At 72.7% G+C, this 25,970-nt stretch carries 19 protein-coding genes and 1 pseudogene; 13 read left to right on the top strand and 7 right to left on the bottom strand.

The annotated features are described in order from the left end of the window. Window positions 1-235: 235 nt before the first annotated feature. The 3 genes and pseudogenes from ACWFR1_RS16835 to ACWFR1_RS16825 form a co-directional block, all read right to left on the bottom strand. Window positions 236-2,455: a heavy metal translocating P-type ATPase gene (locus ACWFR1_RS16835; RefSeq protein WP_453551623.1), complete on the bottom strand. Its 2,220-nt coding sequence runs from the start codon at window positions 2,453-2,455 to the stop codon at window positions 236-238. A 100-nt stretch (window positions 2,456-2,555) separates the two neighbouring features. Continuing rightward, window positions 2,556-2,780, bottom strand: coding sequence for a heavy-metal-associated domain-containing protein (locus ACWFR1_RS16830; protein WP_453551620.1), 225 nt, complete (start codon window positions 2,778-2,780; stop codon window positions 2,556-2,558). Between the two features lie 69 nt (window positions 2,781-2,849). Continuing rightward, window positions 2,850-3,191, bottom strand: a pseudogene (locus ACWFR1_RS16825) (PrsW family glutamic-type intramembrane protease); the annotation flags it as partial. Between the two features lie 42 nt (window positions 3,192-3,233). On the opposite strand from ACWFR1_RS16825, the gene ACWFR1_RS16820 reads away from it, so the two are divergent. Both ACWFR1_RS16820 and ACWFR1_RS16815 read left to right on the top strand, forming a co-directional pair. Beyond that, window positions 3,234-4,448, top strand: coding sequence for a cation:proton antiporter (locus tag ACWFR1_RS16820; RefSeq protein WP_453551617.1), 1,215 nt, complete (start codon window positions 3,234-3,236; stop codon window positions 4,446-4,448). Between the two features lie 268 nt (window positions 4,449-4,716). Then, a complete protein-coding gene (locus ACWFR1_RS16815; protein ID WP_453551615.1) occupies window positions 4,717-5,586 on the top strand; it encodes an IS5 family transposase in 870 nt (289 codons plus the stop codon). A gap of 58 nt (window positions 5,587-5,644) precedes the next feature. On the opposite strand, the gene ACWFR1_RS16810 is transcribed toward ACWFR1_RS16815, so the two are convergent. Further along, window positions 5,645-6,274 (bottom strand): TetR/AcrR family transcriptional regulator, encoded by a 630-nt coding sequence (locus ACWFR1_RS16810; RefSeq protein ID WP_453551612.1) that lies wholly within the window; start codon window positions 6,272-6,274, stop codon window positions 5,645-5,647. Between the two features lie 164 nt (window positions 6,275-6,438). Between ACWFR1_RS16810 and ACWFR1_RS16805 the strand changes: the two genes are divergently transcribed. Continuing rightward, the gene (locus ACWFR1_RS16805; RefSeq protein WP_453551609.1) at window positions 6,439-8,685 is read left to right on the top strand and encodes an MMPL family transporter; all 2,247 of its coding nucleotides are present in this window, start codon (window positions 6,439-6,441) and stop codon (window positions 8,683-8,685) included. A gap of 98 nt (window positions 8,686-8,783) precedes the next feature. On the opposite strand, the gene ACWFR1_RS16800 is transcribed toward ACWFR1_RS16805, so the two are convergent. Together ACWFR1_RS16800 and ACWFR1_RS16795 are read right to left on the bottom strand one after the other, a co-directional pair. Next, window positions 8,784-8,981 carry a helix-turn-helix transcriptional regulator gene (locus tag ACWFR1_RS16800; RefSeq protein ID WP_453551605.1) on the bottom strand — a complete coding sequence of 66 codons (198 nt, stop codon included), beginning with the start codon at window positions 8,979-8,981 and terminating at the stop codon, window positions 8,784-8,786. Between the two features lie 273 nt (window positions 8,982-9,254). After that, entirely contained in the window at window positions 9,255-10,244 is a 990-nt protein-coding gene (locus ACWFR1_RS16795) for a sugar phosphate isomerase/epimerase family protein (RefSeq protein WP_453551603.1), read from the bottom strand. 179 nt (window positions 10,245-10,423) lie between these two features. Between ACWFR1_RS16795 and iolC the strand changes: the two genes are divergently transcribed. The 6 genes from iolC (at window position 10,424) to ACWFR1_RS16765 (ending at window position 19,334) form a co-directional block, all read left to right on the top strand. Continuing rightward, window positions 10,424-11,371, top strand: coding sequence for a 5-dehydro-2-deoxygluconokinase (iolC, locus tag ACWFR1_RS16790; RefSeq protein ID WP_453551764.1), 948 nt, complete (start codon window positions 10,424-10,426; stop codon window positions 11,369-11,371). 9 nt (window positions 11,372-11,380) lie between these two features. Beyond that, on the top strand, window positions 11,381-12,211 hold the full coding sequence (iolB, locus tag ACWFR1_RS16785; protein ID WP_453551600.1) for a 5-deoxy-glucuronate isomerase: 831 nt from the start codon (window positions 11,381-11,383) through the stop codon (window positions 12,209-12,211). After that, on the top strand, window positions 12,208-14,076 hold the full coding sequence (iolD, locus tag ACWFR1_RS16780; RefSeq protein ID WP_453551599.1) for a 3D-(3,5/4)-trihydroxycyclohexane-1,2-dione acylhydrolase (decyclizing): 1,869 nt from the start codon (window positions 12,208-12,210) through the stop codon (window positions 14,074-14,076). Before iolB ends, iolD begins: the two co-directional genes overlap by 4 nt. Window positions 14,077-14,090: 14 nt before the next feature. Next, entirely contained in the window at window positions 14,091-15,602 is a 1,512-nt protein-coding gene (mmsA, locus tag ACWFR1_RS16775) for a CoA-acylating methylmalonate-semialdehyde dehydrogenase (protein ID WP_453551596.1), read from the top strand. Between the two features lie 196 nt (window positions 15,603-15,798). Further along, window positions 15,799-18,438, top strand: coding sequence for an alpha/beta fold hydrolase (locus tag ACWFR1_RS16770; protein WP_453551592.1), 2,640 nt, complete (start codon window positions 15,799-15,801; stop codon window positions 18,436-18,438). Next, the gene (locus ACWFR1_RS16765; protein WP_453551589.1) at window positions 18,435-19,334 is read left to right on the top strand and encodes an ABC transporter permease; all 900 of its coding nucleotides are present in this window, start codon (window positions 18,435-18,437) and stop codon (window positions 19,332-19,334) included. Before ACWFR1_RS16770 ends, ACWFR1_RS16765 begins: the two co-directional genes overlap by 4 nt. A 19-nt stretch (window positions 19,335-19,353) precedes the next feature. Here ACWFR1_RS16765 and ACWFR1_RS16760 read toward each other — a convergent pair whose 3' ends face one another. Continuing rightward, a complete protein-coding gene (locus ACWFR1_RS16760) occupies window positions 19,354-20,073 on the bottom strand; it encodes a DNA-binding response regulator (RefSeq protein ID WP_453551586.1) in 720 nt (239 codons plus the stop codon). Between the two features lie 215 nt (window positions 20,074-20,288). On the opposite strand from ACWFR1_RS16760, the gene ACWFR1_RS16755 reads away from it, so the two are divergent. The 4 genes from ACWFR1_RS16755 to ACWFR1_RS16740 all read left to right on the top strand — a co-directional run bounded on the left by ACWFR1_RS16755 (window position 20,289) and on the right by ACWFR1_RS16740 (window position 25,959). Beyond that, the gene (locus tag ACWFR1_RS16755) at window positions 20,289-21,935 is read left to right on the top strand and encodes a YfbK domain-containing protein (protein WP_453551584.1); all 1,647 of its coding nucleotides are present in this window, start codon (window positions 20,289-20,291) and stop codon (window positions 21,933-21,935) included. Window positions 21,936-22,020: 85 nt separating this feature from the next. Beyond that, window positions 22,021-22,500, top strand: coding sequence for an anthrone oxygenase family protein (locus ACWFR1_RS16750; protein WP_453551582.1), 480 nt, complete (start codon window positions 22,021-22,023; stop codon window positions 22,498-22,500). Between the two features lie 297 nt (window positions 22,501-22,797). After that, window positions 22,798-23,799, top strand: coding sequence for an AfsR/SARP family transcriptional regulator (locus ACWFR1_RS16745; RefSeq protein WP_453551579.1), 1,002 nt, complete (start codon window positions 22,798-22,800; stop codon window positions 23,797-23,799). A gap of 147 nt (window positions 23,800-23,946) precedes the next feature. Then, entirely contained in the window at window positions 23,947-25,959 is a 2,013-nt protein-coding gene (locus tag ACWFR1_RS16740; RefSeq protein ID WP_453551577.1) for a helix-turn-helix domain-containing protein, read from the top strand. The last annotated feature ends 11 nt before the right edge of the window (window positions 25,960-25,970 follow it).

Below are 25,970 nucleotides of genomic sequence, written 5' to 3'. Positions count from 1 at the left end.
TCCGAGTAGCGAGGAGAGTGCGGTGGACGACACGCGAAGCCGATAGGTGTAGCGGACTTGTCTACTCTCCCCTGCCGTGCTGGCCAACGACACGACGTCCCCCAACCGCTCTGTTCGCTCGGCTGCCACGAAGGGACCGTACGTGCGGTGTGCGCACACCTGTGCCCGATTGCGGTGCTGTCACCGCAACCAGTGACAGGGGGAACGCGTGCTCGCTTTACCGGTCGTGGTGCGATCACGTGAAGCGCCGCAGTCGCAGGCTGTTGGATACGACGAAGACGGACGAAAAGGCCATCGCGAGGCCCGCGATCATCGGGTTGAGGAGTCCGGCCGCCGCCAGGGGCAGCGCGGCCACGTTGTAGCCGAAGGCCCAGCCGAGGTTGCCCTTGATCGTCGCCAGGGTGCGGCGGGAGAGGCGGATGGCGTCCGCCGCGACGCGCAGGTCACCGCGGACCAGGGTCAGGTCGCCCGCCTCGATGGCCGCGTCCGTGCCCGTGCCCATCGCCAGGCCGAGGTCCGCGGTGGCGAGGGCGGCGGCGTCGTTGACCCCGTCGCCGACCATCGCGACGGTCCCGCCCTCCTGCTGGAGCCGGCGGATCACCCCGGCCTTCTCCTCTGGCAGCACCCCGGCGATCACCTCGTCGATGCCGACCTCCGCCGCGACGGCCTCCGCGACCGCCCGGTGGTCCCCGGTGAGCAGGACGGGCCGCAGCCCCAGGGCGCGCAGTCGCGCGACGGCCTCGGCGCTGGTGTCCTTGACCGTGTCGGCGACGGTCAGGGTGCCGCGGGCGACCCCGTCCAAGGCGACGTGGACGGCGCCGGGCTCCGCTGCTGCGGGCACGTCGACGCCTTCGGCGGTGAGGAGGGCGGCGCGGCCGACGAGGACGAGCCGACCGTCGACGGAGCCGCGGACCCCGAGCCCGGGGACGTTCTCGAAGGTCTTCGGTACGGGGAGCTCGCCGCACCGCTCGGCGGCGCCGGTCGCGACGGCGCGGGCGACCGGGTGCTCGGAGGAGTGTTCCAGGGCGCCCGCGAGCCGCAGCAGCTCGGTCTCGTCGGTGCCCGAGGTGCCGTAGCCGCCCCCGTACACGTGCACGCCGGTCAGTCGCATCCGGCCGGTGGTGACCGTCCCGGTCTTGTCGAGGACGACGGTGTCGACGCGGCGGGTGGACTCCAGGACCTCGGGGCCCTTGATGAGGATGCCGAGCTGGGCGCCGCGCCCGGTGCCGACCATGAGCGCGGTCGGGGTCGCGAGGCCCAGGGCGCAGGGGCAGGCGATGATCAGGACGGCGACGGCGGCGGTGAAGGAGGCGGTCGGGTCGTCGGTCAGCAGGAGCCAGGTGACGAGGGTGCCGAGCGCGATGAGGAGCACCAGCGGGACGAAGACGGCGGAGATCCGGTCGGCGAGCCGCTGGACCTCGGCCTTGCCGTTCTGGGCGTCCTCGACGAGCTTCGCCATCCGGGCGAGCCGGGTGTCGGCGCCGACGGCGGCGGCCCGGACGACCAGTCGGCCCGAGACGTTGACGCAGCCGCCGGTCACCTCGGAGCCCTCGGTGACGTCCAGGGGCATCGACTCGCCGGTGAGCAGGGAGGCGTCGACGGCCGACGCGCCCGCGGTGACGGTGCCGTCGGTGGCGATCTTCTCTCCGGGGCGTACGACGAAGAGGTCGCCGGCCCGCAGTTCCGCGACCGGGATCCGTACCTCCGTGGTCCCGCGCAGGACGGCGACGTCCTTGGCGCCTAGCTCCATGAGGGCCCGCAGTGCCGCGCCCGCCTTCCGCTTGGCGCGGGCCTCCAGGTAGCGGCCGAGGAGGATGAAGGTGACGACCCCGGCGGCGACCTCCAGGTAGATCGCGGAGGAGGCGTCGGCGCGGTCGGCGGTGAGGTCGAAGCCGTGGCGCATGCCGGGCATGCCGGCGTCGCCGAGGAAGAGGGCCCAGAGGGACCAGCCGTAGGCGGCGAGGGTGCCGACCGAGACGAGCGTGTCCATGGTGGCGGCGCCGTGCCGGGCGTTGGTCCAGGCGGTCCGGTGGAAGGGGAGCCCGCCCCAGACGACGACGGGGGAGGCGAGGGTGAGGGAGAGCCACTGCCAGTTGTCGAACTGGAGCGCGGGGACCATGGCGAGCAGGACCACGGGCGCGGCGAGGACGGCGGAGACGGTCAGCCGCTGCCGGAGGGCGGCGAGCTCGGGGTCCTCCGCGGGCTTCTCGCCGAGCGCGGGCTCGGGTTCGGGCTTCGGCGGCAGGGGTTCCTCGGCGGTGTAGCCGGTCTTGACGACGGTGGCGATGAGGTCGTCGACCGCGAGCTCCGGGGGGTGCTCGACCCGTGCCTTCTCGGTGGCGTAGTTGACCGTCGCGGTCACCCCGTCCATCCGGTTGAGCTTCTTCTCGACGCGGGCGGCGCAGGAGGCACAGGTCATGCCACCGATCGTCAGCTCGGTGATCGTGGACGTCATGAGCGGTTCCAAACGAGAGCAGGGCCGTACCGGGTAACGGTACGGCCCTGCGGGGTGTCGACGGCGGTGGGTCGGTCGGACCCCGCCGCGGCGAGGTCGGTCAGACCAGTTCGTAGCCGGCCTCGTCGACGGCGGCGCGCACGGCGGCCTCGTCGAGGGGGGCCGCGGAGACCACGGTGACCTCGCCGGTCTTGGCGACGGCGGTGACCGAGGAGACGCCGGGGAGCTCGGAGATCTCGCCGGCGACCGCGCCTTCGCAGTGGCCGCAGGTCATGCCCTTGACCTGGTAGACGGTGGTGAGTTCGGTCTTCGTCTCTGCGGTCATGGCGCGCTCCTCCGGAGGTACAGGTCCTTACAGAACCAGACTATACCCCTAGGGGGTATAAATTCCACTCGCGGCGCTCCGGGTCGTCCCGGCGCTCTCGAAGGCGGCGAAGCCGAAGCCGACCGAGCCGCCGAGGACGAGCCCGGCCCGGACGCCGCGCAGCCGCGGGTAGCGGCGCACGACGAACATCAGGGCCACCGGCTTCACGGCCTCCTCGATCAGTCCGGCCCCCAGGAACATCCAGAGCGAGGGGTGCAGGAGGTGGTACTCCATGACCGAGGCGCCGAGGACGCCGAGGATGCCGCCGGTGAGGAAGCAGCCGAGGATCACCGGGACGCCGAAGTCCTGGCCGTGCCGCTCGTACGCCCAGAGCGCGAAGACCGCCGGGACGAGCAAGCTGCCGAGCAGGATGAGGGTGGGGAGTCTGACCGGAGCTTATGGTAAATACCCGTTATGTCGCATTCGGGGACCACGCTCATCCTGATCATGGCGATCGCCGTCCTGGCGCCGCTGCTCGCCTACGGGGTGGGGCGCAGACTCCCCGTACCCCTCGTCATCTTCGAGATCCTGCTGGGCATCCTCATCGGCCCCGACGTGCTGGGCTGGGCTCACTCCGACGAGCTGATCGACGGTCTCTCCGAGCTCGGCCTCACCATGCTGATCTTCCTGGCGGGGTACGAGATCGAGTTCGGCAAGGTCCGCGGCGACACCCTCAAGCGGGCCGTCTGGGCCTGGGTAGCCGCCCTCGTCATCGGGCTCGGCACCGGGATCCTGCTGGGCGGCGGCTACGCCAAGGGCGTCTTCATCGGGGTCGCGCTGACCAGTACGGCGCTCGGCACCGTCCTGCCCGTCCTGCGGGACGCGGGCGAGCTCCACGGCCGGTTCGGCTCGGTCGTCATGGCCTTCGGCGCGGTCGGCGAGTTCGGCCCGATCATCGCGATGGCGCTGCTGCTCAGCGGGCGCGCCGCGGCCGAGTCGACCGTGCTCCTCGCGGTCTTCGCCGCGCTCACGGGCGGCGCCGTCTTCTGGGCGCTGCGCCCCCGCCCGCCGTGGTTCTCGCGGATCATCGCCAAGACCCTGCACAGCAGCGGCCAGTTCGCCGTCCGGTTCGTCTTCCTGCTGCTCGCCCTGATGCTGGGGGCCTCGACGGCGCTCGGGCTCGACGTGCTGCTCGGCGCCTTCGCGGCCGGGCTCATCACCCGGCTCGTGCTGACGGGGGCCGCGCCCCAGGCGGGGCCGGAGATCCTGGAGAAGATCGAGGCGGTCGGCTTCGGCTTCCTCGTCCCGGTCTTCTTCGTGGTCACCGGGATCGAGTTCGACCTGGACTCGCTCCTCTCCGGCGGCCGGACCCTGATCCTGCTGCCGGTCTTCCTGCTGCTCTTCCTCGTCGTGCGCGGCGGGCCGATCTGGTTCCTCGCCCCGCGCGACCTCGACCGCAGGGACCGGCGCGGGCTCGTCCTCTACGGCTCCACCGCGCTGCCGCTCGTCGTCGCGATCACGACCATCGGCGTGGAGGACCACGAGCTGACGGCGGGTGACGCGGCGGCGCTCGTCGGGGCCGGCATGGTCTCCGTTCTCGTCTTCCCGCTGCTCGCGCTGAAGCTGCGGGCGCGGGCGGGGGAGAAGACGCTGCCCTCCGAGGCGGCCAGCGGCTCGGAGGCGTGGTGAGCCCTTAGGTCGTGTCCGGAAACACGCCCTAAGAGGTCGTTTTCACTCGTAATGCCTGCTTATCAGCCAGTTCTTGAGGCGTCGGACGGTGGTGCGGGTGCGGCCGTGGAAAGCGTCGGTATCTGCGGGGCTTGTGGGGTTGCGGGTGAGGTGGAAGACGACGTAACCCTGTTTCATCCCAGGGTGCCCAGCGCCTTCGTAGTCATGTGCTTCCACTGCCGCTGCCGTGCGCCTGGGCGCATTCGGCTCGTGGCGGTACGCCGGAAGCATGCCGAAGCGACGTCCGTATCCGAGTGACCTGTCCGATGCCCGCTGGGAGTTGATCGAGCCGGTCCTGTCCGCTTGGCGGCTCGAGCGCCGACGCACAGCTCTGCACTTCGGCCGGCCGCCCGAACATGACCTGCGCGACATCATGGACGCGATCTTGTACGTCGACCGGACCGGGGTCCAGTGGTGCTACCTTCCGCACGACTTCCCGCACTGGAACACGGTCTACGGCTACTTCGCCAAATGGGCCGACGAGGGCGTGTTCGCCCAGCTCAACGGCCTGCTCAGGCAACTGCTACGAGAAAGGGAAGACCGGGACGCAGAGCCCATGGCCTGTGTGATCGACGCCCAGAGCGTGAAAACCTCCACCAGCGTTCCCGCCGCCGGCCAGGGTATCGACGCCGGCAAGAAGATCGTCGGCAGGAAGCGGAGCATCGTCACCGACACGCTCGGACTCCTCCTCGCCGTTGTGGTGACCGCGGCAAGCGTGCAGGACTCCGTGGCCGGCACCGCGCTGCTCGACCAGGTCGCCGCCGAACACCCGGGCATCCGCAAGGTATGGGTCGACGGCGGCTACCGCCAGCACCTCGTCGAGCACGCCGCGACCCTCGGCATCGACATGGAGATCACCGCCCGCAAGCCCGGGACCAGGGGATTCACCCCCATCCCCAAGCGCTGGGCGGTCGAGCGGACCTACGGCTGGCTCATGCTGAACCGTCGCCTGGCCCGCGACTACGAAACCCTGCCCGCCCGCTCCGAAGCCCTGATCCACCTCGCCATGACCAGCCTCATGGCCCGCTGCCTCACCAGCGAGAACACCATCTCCTGGCGCGACCCGAAGAAGACCACAGAACATCGCATCTCGGGATGAGACATCGGACGAAAACGACCTCTAAGGGCTCACCGCCGTCCGCTGGGCAGGACAGGCCCTACCGGACGGCGGTCTCGCCGATGACCGGGGCGAGGTAGCGCACGAGGACCCGCTTCAGTTCCGCGACGGTGGCGTCCCGCTCGGGTCCCTCGGGGGCGGCGAGGATCAGGGCGAGGCCGCCCTTGAAGACCGCGAAGGTCATGTCGGCGACGCGGGCGCACTCCTCGGGCGGGCTGTCCGGGAGGTAGTGGGAGATCAGCAGGCGGACCCGGTCGATCAGGGAGGCGTGGAGGGCGTCGTGCTCCTCCGCTATGCGGCCCGGCACCTCCGAGCCGTGCATCAGGGCGAGGAAGACCGGGTTGGCGCAGTTGAACTCGATCAGCGGGTCGACGACCGCGTCGAGCAGCTCGGGCAGCGGCAGCGCCAGGTTCTCCGGGGTGAAGGCCTGGCCGTGGGCCTCGCGCATCTCGTGCATGAGCCGGCCGCCGAGCTCCAGGGCGATGGCTTCCTTGTTCGGGAAGTACTGGTAGAGCGTGCCGGGCGAGACGTGCGCCTCGCGGGCGATCGCGTTGGTGCTGGCCGCCGTGTAGCCGTTGGCGCAGAAGACGTTCGCGGCGGCCTGGAGCAGCTGCGCGATGCGGCGCTCGCCGCGTGCCTGGCGGCGGCGTGGCTGCGGTTCCTCGGACATGGCTGTCCCCAGCTTTCCTCAACACGTTTGACAAATGCGAGCGCTCGCTCGCATTCTAAGAAAACGCGAGCGATCACTCGTGTTTGTCATTCTATGGCAATGGGCGACCCATGTGACCTGCCCGGGAAGCGCGCACATGGGTCAGGTGAAGGGGACACCGCGTCATGGCCGAAGTCAAGAATTCACCGTCCGGTGGGCGTGCGGGCGGCGGGTGGACGCGGTTCGTCACCGCCCGGCCGCGCCTCACGCTCCTCGTGGCGCTCGTGCTCACCGCCCTCGCCGTCCTGGCGGGCGGCGGCGTCGCCGACCGGATGGGCAGCGGCGGCTGGGAGGACCCGGCCGCCGAGTCCACGTACGCGACGGAGAAGCTGGCCCGGGAGTTCCCGGGCTCGCAGCCCAATGTGCTCCTCCTCCTCGACACGGGAGAGGCCAGGGTCGACGACCCGGCCGTCGCCGCCGAGGCCCGGAAGCTCGCCGAGCGGCTCGACGCCGAGCCGGGCGTCGACGGCGTCGGCTCCTACTGGTCCACCGGCTCGCCCGCCCTCCGCTCCGAGGACGGCCGCCAGGCGGTGATCGCCGCCCGTATCGACGGCGAGGAGAAGGACGCCGCCGCCGTCCTGGAACGGATCGCCCCCGAGTACCGGGGCGCGCACGGCCCCGTCGAGGTCACCCTCGGCGGCGGCCTCGCCGTCCGCCACGAGATGCAGGTGATCATCCAGGAGGACCTGCTCCGGGCCGAGCTCATCGCCCTGCCCCTTACCCTCGTCCTCCTCGTCATGGTCTTCGGCAGCGCCGTCGCCGCCCTGCTGCCGCTCGGCGTCGGCATCGTCGCCATCCTCGGCACCAACGCCGTCCTTCGCGGCATCACCGAGTTCACCGACGTCTCGGTCTTCGCGCAGAACCTCACGACCGCGCTCGGGCTCGGACTCGCCATCGACTACGCCCTGTTCGTCGTCCGCCGCTACCGCGAGGAGCTCGCCGCCGGCGCCGACACGTACACCGCCGTCCGCACCACCCTGCGCACGGCGGGCCGGACCGTGCTGTTCTCCGCGCTGACCGTCGCCGTCTCGCTCTCCGCGATGCTCGTCTTCCCGCAGTACTTCCTGCGCTCCTTCGCCTACGCCGGCATCGCCGTCGTCGTCCTCGCCGCGACCGCCGCGCTCACCCTGCTCCCGGCGGCCCTCGTCCTGCTCGGCGACCGCGTCAACGCCCTGGACCTGCGGCGCCTCCTCCGGCGCGGCCGCCCGCCCCGTCAGGAAGCCGACGGATCGGGCTGGGCCCGGGCCGCCGACCTCGTCATGCGCCGCGCGCCGGTCTTCGCCGTCGCCACCGCCGCCGGCCTCGTCCTCCTCGGACTGCCCTTCCTCGGCGTCAAGTTCGGCACCGCCGACGACCGCCAGCTCCCCGTCACCGCCACCTCCCGGGTCGTCCAGGACCAGCTCCGCGAGGGCTTCCCCGGCAACCCCGGCGGCGGACTCACCGTCCTCGTCGAAGGCGAGGCCACTCCCGCCCAGTACGCGGACTACCGCGAGCGGATCGCCGCCCTCGACGGCGTCGACCGGGCCGACGGCCCCGTCACCGCGGCCGGCGGCGCCGGCCACGCCTACTTCACCGTCGTACCCGAGGGCGAGACCGTCGGCCCCGGGGCCCAGCGGGTCGTGAGCGAACTCCGGGCCGCGCCCGCGCCCTTCGAGACCACCGTCACCGGACAGGCCGCCGTCCTCGTCGACTCCAAGGACGCCCTCGCCGAGCGGCTGCCCTGGGCGGCGGTGATCGTCGTCCTCGCCACCCTGCTCCTCGTCTTCCTGCTCACCGGCAGCGTGATCATCCCCGTCCAGGCCGTCGTCCTCAACGCCCTCAGTCTCACGGCGATGTTCGGCGCGGTCGTCTGGGTCTTCCAGGAGGGCCACCTCGCCGGACTCCTCGGCTTCACCCCCACCGGGGACATCGAGACCACCCTGCCCGTCCTCATGTTCTGCGTGGCCTTCGGACTCTCCATGGACTACGGCGTCTTCCTGCTCTCCCGCGTCAAGGAGGAGTACGACGCCACCGGCGACCACGAGCACTCCGTCCGCTTCGGCCTGAGCAGAACAGGCGGCCTGATCACCGCCGCCGCAGTGATCCTCGCCGTCGTCATGATCGCGATCGGCACCTCGCGGGTCACCAACACCAAGATGCTCGGCCTCGGCGTCGCCCTCGCCGTCCTCATGGACGCGATGGTGGTCCGCAGTCTGCTCGTCCCCTCCGTGATGAAGCTGACCGGCCGCCTCACCTGGTGGGCCCCGGCGTCACTGCGCCGCTTCCACGACCGATTCGGCATCAGCGAGTCGGACGGCCCCGCGCAGCAGCCGGATCCGGTCGCCACGGAGACGGCCGAGGAGCGGCGCGAGAGCGCGCCCGCCCCTCGCTGAGCCGCCCAGCCGCCCAGCCGCTGAGTCGCGGACAGCAGGACGCCGGGCCCCGGAAACGGTCCGGGGCCCGGCGTCCTCGCCTTCCAGGGGGACAGGGGCTAGTCGCGGCGCGCCCGGTTGCCGGGGCGGCTGGCGACCCAGGCGCGGATCGTGTCCGCGTACCAGTAGGGCTTGCCCGACTCGACCTTGTCGGGTGCCGGCAGGAGGCCGTGCTTGCGGTAGGAGCGAACCGTGTCCGGCTGGACGCGGATGTGCGCGGCGATGTCCTTGTACGACCAGAGCCTTCTGTCCGTCATGCCTGGTACCTCCCTGCGCACCGCGCAGCGGCGGCAGGGGGTGCCGTTCGGGGGCGCTGCGGGCGCGCGTTGGTGATCACTGAGCCTGTGCCCGTTGAACGACCCCTGCCGACAGGAGGAGAGCGGCTGTCGAGCGCCTGTGACGGAAGACCCGCGTAATGGAGATACGTGTGACGAGGAAGGGACCTGTGTGACGGAAGCGATGCACGCGGCCGACGGTGTGTCTGCGTGCGTCACCCCTGGTCACACAGGTATGCGCCCGCTATGCGCCGGTCACACGCCGCAGGAGCGCAGGAAGCGCCGGGTGCGCAGCGCGATCGGGTACGGAGTGTCCGGCGCGCACGGGTACATGTCCTGCTCGACGATCGCGAAGAGGTCCACGTCCAGCGCCTGCGCGGCGGCGAGCACCGGCTCCAGGGCGGGCACCCCGGATGGCGGTTCGCACATCACGCCCTGAGCCACTGCCGGGCCGAACGGCACCTCCTCGGCCACCACCCTGGCCAGGACCTCCGGATCGACCTGCTTGAGGTGGAGGTAGCCGATCCGCTCCCCGTAGCTCTCGATCAGCTTGACGCTGTCCCCGCCGGCGTACGCGTAGTGCCCGGTGTCCAGACAGAGCGAGACGGCCTCCGGGTCGGTGGCGTCGAGGAAGCGCGTCACGCTCTCCTCGCCGTCGAGGTGGGTGTCGGCGTGCGGATGGACGACGAGCCGAAGCCCGTACCGCTCCCGCACCTCCCGCCCCAGACGTTCCGTCAGACGGGTCAGATCCCGCCACTGTTCCGCGGTGAGCGTGCGCTCCTCCAGGACCTCGCCCGTCCGGTCGTCCCGCCAGAACGACGGGATGACGACGAGATGGCCGGCGCCCACGGCCTGCGCGAGGGCGGCGTTCTCGGCGACGTGCGCCCAGGTGCGGTCCCAGACGGCCGGGCCGTGGTGCAGCCCGGTGAAGACCGTCCCCGCCGAGACCCGCAGGCCGCGCCGCGCGGTCTCCTCCGCGAGGACGGCGGGATCGGTGGGCAGATAGCCGTACGGCCCGAGCTCGATCCACTCGTAACCAGCGCCGGAGACCTCGTCGAGGAAGCGCTGCCACGGCACCTGCCGGGGATCGTCGGGGAACCACACCCCCCAGGAGTCCGGGGCGGAGCCGACCCGGATACGCGACGGACGCGACGGCGACGGCGACGACGACAGGGACGGCGACGGCGACAGGGACGGCGACGGGGACGGGGACGGCGACAACGACGGCTTCGGCGGCTTCGTCATGTCCGCCACCTTGTCCGGGGCGCGAGAGCACCGTCAAGCGGGCGGGCGGACACGTGGACAGGGCATCCGAATGTCCGGACATGTCGTTGACACGCCTCCGGGCGGCCGACTAGACCTGAAGGGCGGGGACGCGGGCGAAAGAGGGGCGCGTGGAGACGGAACCGTACGAGCTGATCACCATGGGGCGCCTCGGCGTGGACCTGTACCCGCTCCAGAGCGGCGTCGGGCTCGACCGCGTCGAGACCTTCCGCCGGTTCCTCGGCGGCTCCCCGGCCAACGTGGCGGTCGCCGCCGCCCGGCTCGGCCGCCGTACCGCCCTCGTCTCCCGCACCGGCGCCGACCCCTTCGGCGCCGCGCTCCACCGCGACCTCCAGGGCTTCGGCGTGGACGACCGCTGGGTGACCGAGGTCGCGGCCCACCCCACCCCCGTCACCTTCTGCGAGCTCTTCCCTCCCGACGACTTCCCGCTCCACTTCTACCGCCGCCCCAAGGCCCCCGACCTGGAGATCCACCCGCACGAGCTCGACCTCGACGCGATCCGCGCCGCCCGGGTCTTCTGGGCGACCGGCACCGGCCTCTGCGCCGAACCGAGCCGCGCCGCGACCCTGGAGGCGCTGCGCGCCCGGGCCGGCCGGGAGGTGACGGTCCTGGACCTGGACTGGCGGCCCGTGTTCTGGACGGACCCCGCCGAGGCCCGTCCGTACTACGCCGAGGCGCTGCGCCACGCGACCGTGGCCGTCGGCAACCTCGACGAGTGCGAGGTCGCGACCGGGGAGCGCGAGCCGCACGCCGCCGCCCGCGCCCTGCTCGCCACCGGCGCGGTCCGGCTCGCCGTCGTGAAACAGGGACCCAAGGGCGTCCTCGCGCTCGCCGCCGACGGCACGGCGGCCGAGGTCCCGCCGCTGCCGGTGGAGGTCGTCAACGGGCTCGGCGCCGGCGACGCGTTCGGCGGTGCGCTCGTCCACGGCCTCCTCGCCGGCTGGGACCTCGAACGGATCCTGCGCCACGCCAACGCCGCCGGCGCGATCGTCGCGGGCCGCCTCGCCTGCTCCTCCGCCATGCCGCGCGCGGAGGAGATCGCCGAAGCGCTCGCGGCGGGCACGGGAACGATCCCGGAGAGGGGGTAGGGATCCGCCATGAACACCGGCCCCCCGCGCACCGAGCGCCTCCATCTGCCCTCCGGATCCGCCGCCCACGGCCCCTACGCGCTCCGCGTCGACCCCGGCACGGCCGGCTGGGAGCACTCCGCCCTCCGGGTCCTCACCCTCGCGCCGGGGGAGACCCACACCTTCGAGAGCGGGGATTCCGAATGGGTCGTGCTTCCCCTGGCCGGTGCCTGTAGCGTGCGCCTCGACGGCGAAGTCATCGAACTCCTGGGCCGCGGCAGCGTGTTCGCGGGAGTGACCGACTTCGCCTACGTACCGCGCGACGCCCACGCCCAGATCGCCTCCGGCGCGGGGGGCCGCTTCGCTTTGGCAGGAGCGAAGTGCGAGCGACGACTCCCCGCCCGCTACGGTCCCGCGCCGGAGGTTCCCGTCGAGACGAGGGGCAGCGGCAACCGCACCCGCCAGGTGCGGAACTTCGCCGCGGCCGGCGCCTTTCCCTGTGACCGGCTGATCGCCGTCGAGGTCGTCACCCCCGGCGGCAACTGGTCCTCCTATCCGCCGCACAAGCACGACGAGCACCGCCCGGGCGCCGAGTCCGTCCTGGAGGAGATCTACTACTACGAGATCGCCGGCCCGAACGGCCTCGCCTACCAGCGGATCTCGCCCTCCCGGCCCGGCGGCGCCGAGCTCCTCGCCGAGGTCGGGGACGGCGACGCCGTCCTCGTGCCGGACGGCTGGCACGGGCCGTCGATCGCCCAGCCGGGTCACGACCTCTACTACCTCAACGTCATGGCGGGCCCCGGAACCGAGCGGGAGTGGAAGATCTCCTTCCATCCGGACCACGCGGAGGGATACGTATGAGCATCCGGCTGACCGTCGCCCAGGCGCTCGTCCGCTTCCTCGCCGCCCAGTACACGGAGCGCGACGGGGACCGGCAGCGGCTGGTCGCCGCCACCTGGGGGATCTTCGGGCACGGGAACGTCGCCGGGATCGGCCAGGCACTGGTGGAGGAGGAGGCGATGCCCTTCCACCAGGGCCGCAACGAACAGGCCATGGTCCACGCCGCCGTCGGCTACGCCCGCCAGTCGAACCGGCTCTCCGCGCACGCCGTCACCACCTCCATCGGCCCCGGCGCCACCAACCTCGTCACCGGCGCCGCCCTCGCCACCATCAACCACGTCCCCGTCCTGCTCCTCCCCGGCGACACCTTCGCCGGCCGCCCCGCCGACCCCGTCCTCCAGCAGCTCCAACTTCCGTACGCCGGTGATGTGTCGGTCAACGACTGCCTGCGGCCCGTCTCCCGCTACTTCGACCGGATCGGGCGCCCCGAGGCTTTGATCCCGGCCGCGCTCGCCGCCATGAGGGTCCTCTCCGACCCCGTCGAGACCGGCGCCGTCACCCTCGCGCTGCCCCAGGACGTCCAGGCGGAGGCGTACGACTGGCCGGCGGAGTTCTTCGCCGAGCGGGTCTGGCGGGTCCGCCGCCCCTCCCCGGACGAGGACGAACTGGACGCGGCGGTCACGGCGATCGGCCGGGCCACTCGTCCGCTGATCGTCGCCGGCGGCGGCGTCCGGTACAGCGGGGCCGAGGAGACGCTCCACGACTTCGCCGCGCTGACCGGCATCCCGGTCGCCTTCACCCAGGCCGGCAAGGGGACGCTGCCGCACAGCCACCCCCAGAACGTCGGTGGCATCGGCCACACCGGCACCGCCGTCGCCGACCACCTGGCCCGCACCGCCGACATCGTCATCGGCGTCGGCACCCGCTGGACCGACTTCACCACCGCCTCAGGAACGCTCTTCGGCCACCCCTCCGTACGGTTCGTCAACCTCAACATCGCCGCCTTCGACTCCCACAAGCTGGCCGCGCTCCCGCTCGTGGCGGACGCCCGCGAGGGCCTGGAACAGCTCCACAGCCTCCTGGAGCCGCACCACGTCGCCGCGCACTACGTGCACGAGTACGCCGAGGAGGGGCTCCGCTGGCAGCGGCGCGTCGACGCCGCCTACGCCGTCCCCGACGAGGACGCCCGGCCCACCCAGGCCCAGGTCCTCGGCGTACTCGACACTCTGGTCGACGGCAGCGACATCCTGATCAACGCCGCCGGCTCGCTGCCCGGCGACCTCCACAAGCTCTGGCGGACCCGCTCCACCGACCAGTACCACGTCGAATACGGCTACTCCTGCATGGGCTACGAGATCCCCGCGGCCCTCGGCGTCCTGCTCGCAGCGCCCGGCCGGCCCGTCTGGGCGCTCGTCGGCGACGGTACGTACCTGATGAACCCCACCGAAATCGTCACCGCCGTGCAGGAACGGCTCCCCCTGCGGCTGATCATCCTGCAGAACCATGGCTACGCCTCCATCGGCGGCCTCTCGGAGGCGGTCGGCGCCGAGAGGTACGGCACCGACTACCGCCACCGGGACGCGGACGGCGGATTCACCGGCGCGCCGCTCCCCGTCGACCTCGGGGCCAACGCCGCCTCCCTCGGGATGTCCGTGCTGCGCCCACGTACCGTGCGTGACCTGCGAGAAGCCCTCGCGGAGGCGCGGGCCGCGACGGTTCCCACATGTGTCTACGTCGAGACCGAAACGGCAGACACAGTGTCGGGCCCGCCCCCGGCCCAGGCATGGTGGGATGTGCCCGTGGCCGAGACGTCGACCCGCCCGTCGGCGGTCAAGGCCCGCGAGGAGTACGACCGGCACGTCACCGCCCGACGCCGCCATCTCTGAAGGAGTATCTCGTCATGACGAACACCGTCAAGACTGTCAACCACTGGATCGGTGGCAAGGCCGTCGAGGGCACGTCGGGCAACTGGGGCCCGGTCACCGACCCGGCCACCGGCGCCGTGACCACCCGTGTCGCGCTCGCCTCCGTCGAGGAGGTGGACGCCGCCGTCGCCGCCGCCAAGGACGCGTACCGGACCTGGGGCACCTCGTCCCTCGCGCAGCGCACCACGATCCTCTTCAAGTTCCGCGCGCTGCTCGACGCCAACCGCGACGCCATCGCCGAGCTGATCACCGCCGAGCACGGCAAGGTCCACTCCGACGCGCTCGGCGAGGTCGCCCGCGGCCTGGAGATCGTCGACCTGGCCTGCGGCATCACCGTCCAGCTCAAGGGCGAGCTCTCCACCCAGGTCTCGAACCGCGTGGACGTCGCCTCGATCCGCCAGCCCGTCGGCGTCGTCGCGGGCATCACGCCCTTCAACTTCCCGGCCATGGTGCCGATGTGGATGTTCCCGATCGCCATCGCGACCGGCAACACCTTCATCCTCAAGCCGAGCGAGAAGGACCCGTCGCCGGCTCTGAAGATCGCCGAGCTGCTCGCCGAGGCGGGCCTCCCGGACGGTGTCTTCAACGTCCTGAACGGCGACAAGGTCTCCGTGGACCGCCTCCTGGAGCACCCGGACGTCTCCGCGATCTCCTTCGTGGGCTCGACCCCGATCGCCCGCCACATCCACACCACCGCCTCCGCCAACGGCAAGCGCGTCCAGGCGCTCGGCGGCGCGAAGAACCACATGCTGGTCCTCCCGGACGCCGACCTCGACGCGGCCGCCGACGCGGCCGTCTCGGCGGCGTACGGCTCCGCCGGCGAGCGCTGCATGGCGATCTCGGCGGTCGTCGCCGTCGGTTCCATCGGCGACCAGCTCGTCGACAAGATCCGCGAGCGCGCCGAGAAGATCAAGATCGGCCCCGGCAACGACCCGACCTCCGAGATGGGTCCGCTCATCACGGCCGTCCACCGCGACAAGGTCGCCTCGTACGTGACCGGCGCGGCCGCCGAGGGCTGCGAGGTCGTCCTCGACGGCACCGGCTACACCGTCGAGGGCCACGAGAACGGCCACTGGATCGGCCTGTCCCTCCTGGACCACGTGCCGACCACAGCCGCGGCCTACCAGGACGAGATCTTCGGCCCGGTCCTCTGCGTGCTGCGCGCCGAGACGTACGAGGAGGGCCTCGCCCTCATCAACGGCTCGCGCTTCGGCAACGGCACCGCGATCTTCACCCGTGACGGCGGCGCGGCCCGCCGCTTCCAGATGGAGGTCGAGGCCGGCATGGTCGGCGTCAACGTGCCGATCCCGGTGCCGGTGGGCTACCACTCCTTCGGTGGCTGGAAGGACTCGCTCTTCGGCGACCACCACATCTACGGCAACGACGGCGTGCACTTCTACACGCGCGGCAAGGTCGTCACCACCCGCTGGCCGGACCCGTCCGACGCCCCGGCGGGCGTCGACCTGGGCTTCCCCCGCAACCACTGACCTTCCGGTCGTGGCGAACGGCCCCCGGAGCGCGTACGACACCGCGCCCCGGGGGCCTTCCTCGTAAGCCCCCCAGGGCGTGTCCGCGCGTACCGCGCCTGGTGTACGGCGAGGCCTCCCGTACGACTCCAGGAGGTCGGGCGGCTCCCCCTGTGGGCCGCAGTGCCGCACGAGTCCGCCCGCATAGGCTCGACGTATGCGACTCCGACTTCCCCGGTGGGCCGCGGTCACCACCGTCCTCGCCGTTCTCGCGGGTGCCGGCACCTGGACCGCCGCCGCCTCGGACGAACCGCCGCCCGTGCACCGCGCGGATCAGGCGCTCGACATCGACGGTGTACGGCTCGACACCTCGTACTTCACGAGCGGCGGAGGGGAACGGCGCCCCGCCGTCCTCCTCGGCCACGGCTTCGGCGGCTCCAAGAACGACGTCCGCGACCAGGCCGAACAGCTCGCCCGCGACGGCTACGCCGTCCTCACCTGGTCCGCCCGCGGCTTCGGCACCTCCACCGGGGAGATCGGCCTCAACGACCCCGACCACGAGGTCGCGGACGTCCGGAAGCTGATCGACTGGCTCGCGGCCCGCCCCGAGGTCCTCCTCGACAAGCCCGGCGACCCGCGCGTCGGCGTCACCGGCGCCTCCTACGGCGGCGCGATCTCCCTGCTCGCCGCGGGACACGACCCGCGCGTCGACGCCGTCGCCCCCCAGATCACCTACTGGAACCTCGCCGACGCCCTCTTCCCGAACGACGTCTTCAAGAAGCTCTGGGCCGGGATCTTCTTCTCGGCCGGAGACCAGCGGGGCGCCGGGGCCGCCGACGGCTGCGGCCGCTTCACCGCCGAACTGTGCACCCTCTACCAGCGCGTCGCCGTCAGTGGAAAGCCCGACGCCGCCGCCCGCGCCCTCCTCGAAGCCCGCAGCCCCTCCGCCGTCGGTGCCAGGATCAAGGTGCCCGCGCTGCTCGTCCAGGGCCAGTCCGACTCCCTCTTCACCCTCGCCCAGTCCGACGCCATGGCCCGCACGCTCACCGCCAACGGCGCCCCCGTCGCCGTCGACTGGATCGCCGGCGGCCACGACGGCGGCGACCGCGAGACCGACCGCGTCGAGCGGCGGATCAGCACCTGGTTCGACCGCTGGCTGAAGCGCGACACCTCCGTCGACACCGGCCCCGCCTTCCGCGTCAGCCGCACCGGCGGCGTCGACTCCACCGACGGACAGGCCACCCTGCGCGCCGCGACCGCCGACCGCTACCCGGGCCTCACCGCCGCCACCGAGACCTTCCCCCTCGCCGGACCGCCGCAGACCTTCGCCAACCCGGCCGGCGCGGCCCCGCCCGCCATCTCCGCCGTCCCCGGCATCGGCGGCGGACTCTCCGGCCTCTCCTCCCTCGGCGTCGGCCTCTCCCTCGACTTCCCCGGCCAGTACGCCCGCTTCGACGCGAAACCGCAGACCGGCGCCGTCCGGATCACCGGCACCCCGACCGTCCGCGTCAAGGTCACCTCCACCGCCGCCGACGGCTCCGCCGTCCTCTTCGCGAAGGTGTACGACGTCGGGCCCGACGGACGGCAGCAGGTGCTGCCCGCCCAGCTCGTCACCCCGATCCGCGTCGACGACGCCAAGGCCGGCCGCAGCGTCACCCTGACCCTGCCCGCGATCGACCACGAGGTGGCGGCCGGGCACCGGCTGCGGCTCGTCCTCGCCGCCACCGACCTCGGCTACGCCTCCCCGACCGTCCCCGCCGGCTACACCGTCGCCGTCGAGGGCCCGCTCACCGTCCCGACCGCGCCCGGCCTCGACACCCAGGCCGCCGCCCTGCCCTGGTGGGTCTGGGGCCTGCCGCTCCTCGGCCTCGCCGTCGCCGCGGCCCTCCTCCTGACCGCCCGCCGCCGCACCACCGCCCCCGCGCCGGACCCCGAACTCGCCTCCGTACCCCTCCAGATCACGGGGCTCTCCAAGAAGTACGCGGGCGGCGACAGGTACAGCGTCAAGGACCTCTCCTTCCGCGTCGAACAGGGCCAGGTCCTCGGCCTGCTCGGCCCGAACGGCGCCGGCAAGACCACCACCCTGCGCATGCTGATGGGCCTCATCCGGCCCGACGAGGGCGAGATCCGGGTCTTCGGCCAGGCCATCCGCCCCGGCGCCCCGGTCCTCTCCCGTGTCGGCTCCTTCGTCGAGGGCGCCGGCTTCCTGCCGCACCTCTCCGGCCGGGAGAACCTCGACCTGTACTGGAAGGCCACCGGCCGCCCCGCCGAGGACGCCCGCGTCGACGACGCCCTGCGGATCGCCAACCTGGGCAGCGCCCTCGAACGCGCCGTACGGACCTACTCGCAGGGCATGCGGCAGCGCCTCGCCATCGCCCAGGCCATGCTCGGCCTGCCGGACCTGCTCATCCTCGACGAGCCGACCAACGGCCTCGACCCGCCGCAGATCCGCGAGATGCGCGAGGTGATGATCCGGTACGCGGCCGAGGGCCGGACCGTCATCGTCTCCAGTCACCTCCTCGCCGAGGTCGAGCAGTCCTGCACCCATCTCGTCGTCATGGACCGGGGACAGCTCGTCCAGGCCGGCCCGGTCGCCGAGATCACCGGCTCCGGCGACACCCTGCTCGTCTCGCTCGCCGCGGAGATCGACGACCCGCTCGTCGAGAAGATCGGCGCCCTCCCGGGCGTCGGCTCCGCCGACCGCGCCGACGGCGGACTCCTCGTCCGCCTCGACGGCACCGACGCGACCACCCTCATCGGCGACCTCGTCCGCCTGGACGTCCCGCTGACCGGGGTCGGACCGCACCGGCGCCTCGAAGACGCGTTCCTGACCCTGATCGGAGGAGGAGCCGCATGAGCGCGCCGACCACCACCAAGGCCACCACCCCGGTCACCGCGCCCCCGGCCGGGACCACCGCCCCCGGCTACCGGGCGGGCCGCACCCTGCCGCTGCGCGTCGAGGCCCTGCGCCAGTGGAAGCGGCGCCGCACCCTGATCATGGGCGGGATCCTCGTCGCCCTCCCCTTCGTGCTGATCGCCGCCTTCGCCATCGGCGGCGCCGGGGACGGCGACCGCAACGGCCGCATCACCCTCATGGACACGGCGACCGCCTCCGGCGCCAACTTCGCCGCGACCTGCCTCTTCGTCTCGGCCGGCTTCCTCCTCGTCGTCCCCGTCGCCCTCTTCTGCGGCGACTCCGTCGCCTCCGAGGCGAGCTGGTCCTCGCTGCGCTACCTCCTGGCCGCGCCCGTGCCCCGCTCCCGGCTGCTCGCCTCCAAGCTCGCCGTGGCGCTCGGCTACAGCGCGGCCGCGATGGTCCTGCTTCCGCTCGTGGCGCTGGCCGTGGGCACGGTCGCCTACGGCTGGGGGCCGCTCCAGCTGCCGACCGGCGGAGCCGTGCCCGCCACGGACGCGGTGCTCCGGATCGGCATCGCCGTCGCGTTCGTCTTCGTCTCCCAACTGGTCACCGCCGGCCTCGCCTTCTGGCTCTCCACCCGCACCGACGCGCCGCTCGGCGCGGTGGGCGGCGCCGTCGGTCTGACCATCGTCGGCAACGTCCTGGACGCGGTCACGGCGCTCGGCGACTGGCGCGACTTCCTGCCCGCGCACTGGCAGTTCGCCTGGATCGACGCGCTCCAGCCGCAGCTGGAGTGGGGCGGCATGGTCAAGGGAGCGGCGATCTCGGTGACGTACGCCGTGATCCTCTTCGCCCTCGCCTTCCGGGGCTTCGCCCGCAAGGACATCGTGTCGTAGAGCCCCCCTGCCCGCTCCCTCACACCCACCCCCTCCGAGCCGCTTCCGCACCCGCGCGGAAGCGGCTCGTCGTGCCGAGGGCCGCCATCAGCTCGCCCACCCGGCGGCTGTACGTCCGCGCCGACATCCCGAGCCGGGCCGCCGCCGTCTCGTCGGTGAGCCCCGACAGGAGCGCGTCCAGGACCGGCCGCAGCTGCGGGGCGAGGTCCCGCGGCGGGGGAGGGGGCGGCGGGACGTAACTCAGTTCCTCGGCCGCCGCCCAGCAGGCGTGGTGCGCCCGGACGAGGGCCTGCACGACCACCGGGTCGCGGATCAGCAGCAGTCCGTTGTACAGCAGTTCCAGATCGAGCGGGACCGCCGCCACCGTCCGGTCCACGACGATCAGTTTGAACGGGATCGCGTCCGTGAGCCGGGCCCGGCCGGGAACCCGGAGCCCGTCCTCGAGCCGCGGCAGGGCGTGCCGGGGCACGATCCGCCGGACCTCGTCGGCCCGCTCCACCGCGGCCCGCATGCACGCTCCCGCCAGCTCCAGGAACGGTCCGGGGATCGCACAGCCCGCGGAGGCGACGGGATCGTCGAAGGTCAGCAGCTCGTGCCGGGTGGAAGCGGCGAGACCGGCGAGCGCGGCGCTGATGCGCCGCGCGCCCCGGACCGGGCGCCCCGCGGGCCGCTGTCCCTCGGTCGCGGCCCGGTTCATCGCCGAACGGGCGAGCATCACGGACCCCGCGCTCTCTGCCACCGCTGACCACCCCCGCCCCTCGATGTCCACTCCATGTACGCATGCGACTGCACACGGTGACAACCCCTGTTGAAAAGGATGGCGAATCCATGCCACCCTCTTCGACCCCCGTCGCCGTTGCCACATCGAGATCCTTCCGCAACTCCCTCGACGGCTCCGTCCGGCCCCTTCGTTCGTCACATTCACAAGTGCCGTACCACGTAGGGGGAGATCGCATGAGTCGACAGAAATCGGTGACGAACCGGCGCCGCGGGGCCCGGTTCACCGCCACGATCGCGGGGCTGCTCGCCGCCGGACTGGCCGTCGGCGGCTGCGGCGCGTCGGACACGGCCACGGACGCGTCACGGGCCGAGGGCGGCCGCGCCGCACCGGGCACCTCCGGGGGCGGCGGGGCCACACAACCGGGGTACGTCGCCCCGGGAACGGCGACACCCGGGGCCGACGCGGCCCCGCCGGGGGAGGGCGAGCAGCGCACCAGGCCGCCGGCCCCCGACTACCTCTCCACCTTCGCCCTCGACGTGGACACCGCCTCGTACGGCTACGCCCGCCGCACGCTCGCCGAGGGCCGGCTGCCCGACCCGTCGACCGTGCGCCCCGAGGAGTTCGTCAACAGCTTCCGCCCCGACTACCCGCGCCCGTCCGACAACGGCTTCGGGGTGAGCCTCGACGGCGCCCGCACCGGCGCCGACGGCTGGTCCCTGGTCCGGGTGGGGCTCGCCACCCGCGCCGCGGACCGGAGCGGCGCCCGCCCGCCCGCCGCCCTCACCTTCGTCGTCGACATCTCCGGCTCGATGGCCGAGCCCGGCCGGCTCGACCTCGTCAAGGAGTCCCTCGGGCTCCTCGCCGGCGAGCTCCGCGACGACGACTCGATCGCCCTCGTCACCTTCAGCGACACGGCCGAGACCCGGCTGCCCATGACGCGCGTCGGAGAGTCCCGCGGCCGGATCCGCGAGGTCGTGGAGTCCCTGGCGACGACCTCGTCCACCAACGTCGAGGCCGGCGTCCGCACCGGCTACGACGTCGCCGTCGAGGGCCGCCGCGAAGGCGCCACCAACCGGGTCGTGCTGCTCTCCGACGCCCTCGCCAACACCGGTGAGACCGACGCGGACGCGATCCTCCGTCGCATCGACGAGGCGCGCACGGCCCACGGCATCACGCTGTTCGGCGTCGGCGTCGGCAGCGAGTACGGCGACGACTTCATGGAGCGGCTCGCCGACAAGGGCGACGGCCACACGACGTACGTCTCCACCTCCGCGCAGGCCCGCAAGGTCTTCGTCGAGCAGCTGCCCGCCCAGGTCGAGCTGCGCGCCCGCGACGCCAAGGCGCAGGTCGCCTTCGACCGGCGGACCGTGGAGAAGTTCAAGCTGGTCGGCTACGAGAACCGGGAGGTCGCCGACGAGGACTTCCGGAACGACCGGGTCGACGGCGGCGAGGTCGGCGCGGGTCACACCGTCACCGCGCTGTACGCGGTGAAGACCCGGCCAGGGGCGACCGGCGACGTGGCCACCGCCACGGTCCGCTGGCTCGACCCGGCGACCCGGGCGCCGCACGAGCGCTCCGGCACGGTCGCGGTCGAGGCGCTCACCGCGGGACTGTGGGACGGCGGCCACGACAGCCTCCAACTGACCGCGATCACCGCCTACTTCGCGGACGCGCTGCGCGGCGGCGAACTGCCGGGCGACCCCGGGCTCAGGACGCTCGCGGAGCGGGCGGAGGCGATCGCGGGACGGTCGGGCTCGGCGGTGGTCCAGGAGCTCGCCGCGGCGGTACGGCAGGCCGAGCGGCTGGCCGGGCCGAGCCGGGATCCGGGCGAAGGCGCCTCGGGGGAGGGCGAGTTGAAGTCGGGTGATCCGTACAGCTGACACGGACACGTGGTTCGTACAGCTAACGCGTACACGTGACCCGTACAGCTGACGTGCGGGGCGGGTGGCGGGCCAGAATGGCCGCATGGCCACCCTGTTGCTCGCCCTCGCCGTCGGATGCACCGGGCTCTACGCCGGTTTCCTGCTGATCTTCCAGACCGGGATCATGCCCGCCCTCGCCAGACTCCCGGACGCGGAGTTCGTCACGGCGATGCGCCGGATCAACGAATGCGTCCCGCGGGCCGTGTTCCTGCTCGTCTTCCTCGGCGTGGTCGCGTTCCCCGCCGCCGCGTTCCTCGTCCCCGCCGACGGGCGGACGGACACCCAGAAGTGGCTGGTCCTGGCGGGGCTCGTGTGCGCGGCCCTCAACCACCTGGTCACCGTCGCCGGGAACGTCCCGCTGAACGTCGCCCTCGCCTCCTCGGAGCACCCGGACGGGGCCGCCGGCGAGGACCCGGCGGCCGTGCGGGCCGCCTTCGAGAAGCGGTGGAACGGATTCCACCGGGTCCGTACGGCCCTGATCGTCATCGCGTTCGGGCTGCTCACCGCCGCCGCCGTGCTCTGAACCGTACCCTCCAGGCGGTTTCTGGCGAGAAATCGCTGTTGAAGATCCTTCAATCATCCGCAAGGACCTTGCGAAAGCGTACCCCTGAGTCCTGAAACAGTCTTTCGGAGGGTGAAGGTCTGAGCCAGTGACGAAATCCTGACGCCGAAATATCCCCTCAAATGGGGTGAAGCACCCCGATATCACGGGTCAGGTTTCCGTACCCCACGGTTTCTTATTGACATGCCTACGGGGGTCTTTTCTAATCAACGAGGGTCATCCCGCGCGCAGACACCGCACAGGCACTGAGGGGGCAAGGTGGACGTCCGGATCCTGGGGGGACTGTCGGTACGGGAGAACGGCACGTCCATCACCCCGACGGCAGCCGCTCCACGCCAGCTGCTCGCCCTGCTCACCGCCAGCGCCGATCAGGTCGTCCCCGTGACCGTCCTGACCGAGGAGCTCTGGCCCTCGGGCGCCCCCCGCGGCGCCCGGGCCGAACTCCAGTCCCATATAACGGAGCTCAGGACGCTCATCGCGAGCGCCCTGCGCGGCGCCCACCAGGCGGAACCCCGGCCGGGCTGGTCCGACCGGCGCACCGCCGACGCGATCCTCGTCTCCCAGCCCGGCGGCTACCGCCTCGACACCGGCGGCGGAGCCCACGACGTCTGGCAGTTCGAGCGGGCGGCCGGCGCCGGCTACCGGGCCATGGAGGCGGGCGACCTCACGCGTGCCGCGCTCCGGCTCGGCGAGGCCCTCGCCCTGTGGCGCGGCGAGCCGTACGCGGGCGTGGCGGCGGGCCCCCGGCTGCGCCGCGAGATCGAGCGCCTCGAAACGTCCCGCCTGAGCGTCCTCGACCAGTGGGTCGAGGCGCAGCTGGGCCTCGGCCACCACGCCGAACTGCTCTCCGAGCTCCCCGGGCTGGTCGCCCGCTACCGCACCAACGAACCCCTGCACGCCCACTACATGGCCGCCCTGCTCCGCTCCGGCCACCACGACGAGGCCCTCGCCACGTACGAGCGACTGCGGGCGAACCTCGCCGGGGAGAGCGGCATGGAACCCTCGGCGCGCCTGCGCCGGCTCCACCGCTCGGTCCTGGCCGTGCGGGAGACCGCGGGCCGCTCCGTCTTCGGCGCCCAGGGGCCCGTCCGGACGCCCGGCCGCCTCCCCGCCCGCACGGCGGCCCACCTGCTCGCTGCCACGCCGGCCCACCTGTCGGCCACCGCCCCGGCTCACCTGCTCGCCGCCGCGTCGGCCCACATACCCGCCCAGTACACCCCCGTCAGGTCCCGTCCCGTCCCGGTGGGTTCCCTCGTCTGAGCGATGCGGGAACCAAGTACGTCAGGTCGCCGTTGTGGACGTGCGGCAGGTCGTTGTTGACCGACTCCCGAAGCCGAATTACTTTCGGTGAACAGGACGGGTTTCCACCGGGGTGCCCTATTTCGCTCTACTACGGGGGTGGAGGCCATGACCTCGCACGGCGCGGACGCAGCCGGCGGCGCCGACGCGCTGCTCACGGTCCTCGAACTGCTCGCCGGACAGGCCCCGCCCGCCCGTTTCGAGGCGCTCCTCGACGAGGCCCGCCTGACCGGTCTCTCCGGCGACGGACTCGACCGGCTGGAGCGGGCCGTGAAGCTCGCCGCCGAGGTCCGCTCCGGACGCGAGGACGACGTCCGCCGTGAGGCCGGACTCGCCGCCCTCACCGACACCGCACGCGATCTGACCTTCTCGTACGACCTCGACAGCCTGCTCCGCGTCATCACGCGCCGGGCCCGCCGGCTCCTCGGCCTCGACATGGCCTTCGTCACCCTGCGGGGACAGCACGGCAGCTGCTACGTCCACACCACCGAGGGCGCCCGCGCCGGACTCGACACCGGCACCGGCCGGCCCGCCGGACCGCGCCTCGCCCCCGGGTTCAGGATCGCCGAGGGATACGGACTCGGCGGCGCCGTACAGCTCCACGGCGAGCCCGTCTGGACCGCCGACTACCTCGCCGACGAGCGCTTCGCCCCCTCGGGCTCCCTCGACGCGGGCGTCCACGCACCGGCCTTCGACGAGGCCGCCGAGGCCGCCTTCCGCGCCGAGGGACTCCACGCCGTCATGGCCGCGCCGCTGCGCAGCGGCGACACGGTGATCGGCGCGCTCTACGGAGCGGACCGACGCGTCCGCGACCACACCTCCGAGGAACTCGCCCTCCTCACCGCGCTCGCCGACCTCGCCGCCCTCGCCGTCGAGAAGGCCGGACTCCTCGACCGGACCCGCGCCGAGGTCTCCGAACTGGAGCGGGACAGCGCCCGCGTACGGACCAGCCTCACCCGGATGCGGCACGTCAGCGAGGCCCACAGCCGCATCATGAACCTCGTCCTCGCGGGCGGCGACCTCGGGAACGTCGCCAAGGCCGCCGGCGACGCCCTCGACGCGACCGTGCTCATCCGCGACCAGGGCGGCCGCGCCCTCGCCGGCGGGGAGATCCCCGGCCTGGACGAGGAGGCCGTCGCGAAGGCCTCGCTCGACGCGCACGCCCGCCGCCGCCCGGTCCTCGCCGAGGACGACACCTGGGTCGCGCCCGTCATCGCGGGCTCCGAGGACCTCGGCGGTCTGGTGATCCGCGCCGCCGGCGGCCTCACCGGCGAGGACGAGCGGCTCCTCGAACTCGCCGCGCAGTCCGTCGCCTTCCTCCTCCTCATGCGGCGCTCCACGGCCGTCGCCGAGGGGCCCGTACGCGACGAGCTCCTCGACGACCTCATCGCCGACCCGCCGCACGCGCCGCAGCAGATCGCGCAGCGGGCCCGCCGCCTCGGCGTCGACCTGCGCCGGCCGCACGTCCTCGTGCTGGCCCGCCCGGAGGGCGGCGAGCAGGGCCGGGCAGTCGTGTGGGCGTCCTCGTACGCGTACCGCCTCTCCGGCCTGAAGACCGTGCAGGGCGGCTGCCTCGTGCTGCTGCTCCCGGGCATCGACGCCTCCGGCGCCGCCAAGGCCGTCGCCGCCGAACTGTCCCCGCTGCTCGGCCATCCCGTCTCCGTCGCCGCCGCGGGACCCGCGACGAGTCCGGACGGCGTCGGGCGGATGCACCAGGAGGCCCAGCGCTGCCTCGACGCGATGAGCGCCCTGGGCGGCACCGGTTCGGCCGCCTCCGTGCACGACCTGGGCTTCCTCGGGCTGCTGCTCTCCGACGACCACGACGTGGAGGGCTTCGTCGAGGGGGCGATCGGGCCCGTGCTCGACTACGACGCCGAGCGGTTCACCGACCTCACGCGCACTCTGGAGGCGTACTTCGCCTCCGGCGGCAGCCCGACCAACGCGGCCGAGGCGCTGCACGTCCACCCCAACACGGTCTCGCGCCGCCTGGAGCGGATCGGCGAACTCCTCGGCCCGGAGTGGCAGAAGCCGGGCCAGGTCCTGGAGGTCCAGCTCGCCCTGCGCCTCCAGCGCACCCGCGAGGTCCTGGCCCGGGGCCGGACCGCCACCGACACCCCGTAGGGGGGCCGGTG

The sequence above is a fragment of the Streptomyces sp. NPDC055103 genome, from assembly GCF_053607625.1.
The sequence above is the reverse complement of the archived record's forward strand: the minus strand, read 5'-3'. Positions and strand labels throughout refer to the sequence as shown.

What these genes read in the sequence shown, in the direction of transcription:
- ACWFR1_RS16770 (WP_453551592.1), top strand. Translation starts at nt 15,799, where the DNA reads ATGCGACTCCGACTTCCCCGGTGGGCCGCGGTCACCACCGTCCTCGCC.
- ACWFR1_RS16805 (WP_453551609.1), top strand. Translation starts at nt 6,439, where the DNA reads ATGGCCGAAGTCAAGAATTCACCGTCCGGTGGGCGTGCGGGCGGCGGG.
- ACWFR1_RS16820 (WP_453551617.1), top strand. Translation starts at nt 3,234, where the DNA reads ATGTCGCATTCGGGGACCACGCTCATCCTGATCATGGCGATCGCCGTC.
- ACWFR1_RS16795 (WP_453551603.1), bottom strand. Translation starts at nt 10,244, where the DNA reads ATGACGAAGCCGCCGAAGCCGTCGTTGTCGCCGTCCCCGTCCCCGTCG.
- ACWFR1_RS16740 (WP_453551577.1), top strand. Translation starts at nt 23,947, where the DNA reads ATGACCTCGCACGGCGCGGACGCAGCCGGCGGCGCCGACGCGCTGCTC.
- ACWFR1_RS16815 (WP_453551615.1), top strand. Translation starts at nt 4,717, where the DNA reads ATGCCGAAGCGACGTCCGTATCCGAGTGACCTGTCCGATGCCCGCTGG.
- ACWFR1_RS16835 (WP_453551623.1), bottom strand. Translation starts at nt 2,455, where the DNA reads ATGACGTCCACGATCACCGAGCTGACGATCGGTGGCATGACCTGTGCC.
- mmsA (WP_453551596.1), top strand. Translation starts at nt 14,091, where the DNA reads ATGACGAACACCGTCAAGACTGTCAACCACTGGATCGGTGGCAAGGCC.
- ACWFR1_RS16765 (WP_453551589.1), top strand. Translation starts at nt 18,435, where the DNA reads ATGAGCGCGCCGACCACCACCAAGGCCACCACCCCGGTCACCGCGCCC.
- iolD (WP_453551599.1), top strand. Translation starts at nt 12,208, where the DNA reads ATGAGCATCCGGCTGACCGTCGCCCAGGCGCTCGTCCGCTTCCTCGCC.
- ACWFR1_RS16755 (WP_453551584.1), top strand. Translation starts at nt 20,289, where the DNA reads ATGAGTCGACAGAAATCGGTGACGAACCGGCGCCGCGGGGCCCGGTTC.
- ACWFR1_RS16800 (WP_453551605.1), bottom strand. Translation starts at nt 8,981, where the DNA reads ATGACGGACAGAAGGCTCTGGTCGTACAAGGACATCGCCGCGCACATC.
- iolB (WP_453551600.1), top strand. Translation starts at nt 11,381, where the DNA reads ATGAACACCGGCCCCCCGCGCACCGAGCGCCTCCATCTGCCCTCCGGA.
- ACWFR1_RS16810 (WP_453551612.1), bottom strand. Translation starts at nt 6,274, where the DNA reads ATGTCCGAGGAACCGCAGCCACGCCGCCGCCAGGCACGCGGCGAGCGC.
- iolC (WP_453551764.1), top strand. Translation starts at nt 10,424, where the DNA reads ATGGGGCGCCTCGGCGTGGACCTGTACCCGCTCCAGAGCGGCGTCGGG.
- ACWFR1_RS16750 (WP_453551582.1), top strand. Translation starts at nt 22,021, where the DNA reads ATGGCCACCCTGTTGCTCGCCCTCGCCGTCGGATGCACCGGGCTCTAC.
- ACWFR1_RS16830 (WP_453551620.1), bottom strand. Translation starts at nt 2,780, where the DNA reads ATGACCGCAGAGACGAAGACCGAACTCACCACCGTCTACCAGGTCAAG.